The organism is Streptomyces sp. NPDC002785, assembly GCF_040295565.1.
Taxonomy (GTDB): domain Bacteria; phylum Actinomycetota; class Actinomycetes; order Streptomycetales; family Streptomycetaceae; genus Streptomyces.
The window spans coordinates 1-1,672 of the sequence record NZ_JBEOVN010000415.1; the positions used below are offsets into that span (position 1 = coordinate 1).

The 1,672-nt window shown below is 69.2% G+C and carries 1 protein-coding gene; it reads right to left on the reverse strand.

Translation table 11 applies throughout. The features are described 5' to 3' along the window. Window positions 1-1,494 (reverse strand): IS1182 family transposase (locus ABTZ94_RS37460; protein ID WP_351207921.1); only part of this gene is annotated, 1,494 nt, incomplete at its 3' end. Window positions 1,495-1,672: the final 178 nt, after the last annotated feature.

Consider the following 1,672-nt stretch of genomic DNA (forward strand, 5'->3'; position numbering starts at 1 on the left):
TTCGATGTTGACGGCGATGGCGGTCAGGACGTGCTGGATATGGGTTTTGTCCTGGCCTCGGTAGCGGCAGTGGCGCATGCCGTGACCGTGGGCGAACTCGTTGACGGTGCCCTCCACTCCGGAACGGACCGCATACCGGGCCTTCCACTGGGGTGTCTGTTGCTCGGTGCGGACGCGGAGCTGCAGGTCACGGAGTTCTCGTGGTGGAAAGCCCACGTTGCGGGCGCTTTCGCGGGAGGTGGTGCACTGGGCTCGGACCGGGCAGGGCCGGCACTGACCCATGGTGAACCGCGCCACGATCAGTGGGGCTGCGGTCGGCGAGGACGTCGGGTAGGGGCCGTGCCAGCCCTGGCTGACCTGGCCCTGGGGGCAGGTCACCTCCCGGCGGTCGAAGTCGATGTGGAAGTCGTCACGGCCGAAGCCCTCGCCTCGGCGATGCTGGCGAGTGGGGTTGCCTGGCAGCGGTCCGGTGACGGTGACCTGGTGGTCGCGGGCGGCCTGTTCCAGATGGACCAGGGAGGTATAGCCGCTGTCGACCAGGTGCTCGGCGGGCAGCAGACCACGACGCCGCAGCCGGGCGTGGATACCGGGCAGGACCCGGCTGTCGTGCGTGGTGGCCGCGGTAGTGGCCACATCCGTGATCACGTTAGGGCCGTCAGGGGCACAGGTCTCGGTCAGATGAGCGGAAAACCCGCTCCAGCTGACGATGTGTCCGTGACGTGCGTAGCGGGCCGAGGTGTCATAGGGAGAGACGATCGCCCGGGACGATGGCGCAAGCCCAAACCCGTCGTCCTCCCCTGTGCGCCAGAGCAGACGGCCCGCGCCATCGCGGTAGTAGTTCTGGACCAGGATCTGCCGCAGGGCCTGGACCTGGCGGCCCCATGCCCGGCCCGTTCCGTGCCGGTAGAGGTGTTCCAGGAGCCGGGCGGCGTCGTTGCCGGTGGCGAGGATCCTCGTCTTGGGCCGGGTGGGGTTCTTACCCAGGCGGGCCGGTCGGCCGTAGCGTTGCCCCCACTCCTCATCGACCAGGCCGTCCAGCAGGTGCCCGGCAGCGCCGGCGACTTCCTCCAGTGCGGCCCGCACCGCCTCGGTGACCAGTTCCAGCCGGGTCAGGTCACGCACCGCGGCCAGGACATAGGTGGAGTCGGTGCGCTGCGTGGTGCGCTCGCGTACCAGACCGGCGGCTTTGAGGCGGGCCAGTGCGAGGTCGAGGAGGCGGTCAGCACGCCCGCCCTCGGCGAGACGGTCACGGAAGTCGGCCAGCACGCTGTGGTGGAAGCCGGGATCGTCCAGCTCCATGGCCATGGCGTACTTGAAGTCGATGCGGCAGCGCACCGCCTCGGCGGCCTGCCGGTCCGACAGGCCGAGCACGAACTGCAGCACGCAGACGGTGGCCAGTTGAGCGGGCGAGAGGCCCGGACGCCCGTCACGCGGGTACCAGCCGGCGAAATCCTCGTCGCACCACAGCCCATCCAGCCGGTCGCGCACCCACATCGCTGTCGTGCCCTTCGAGTTACTCGCCCGCGCGACCCGCACGGTCAAAGGCGGGATTTGCTCACCGGAACGGGGGCGAAGAGACAACGGGCACCTCGGCAACTGCATCGGCCATCAGAACGACACGAGCATGCCTGCTGACCATGCCGCCGCACCGCGAAACTCCAAGATCCCCGAC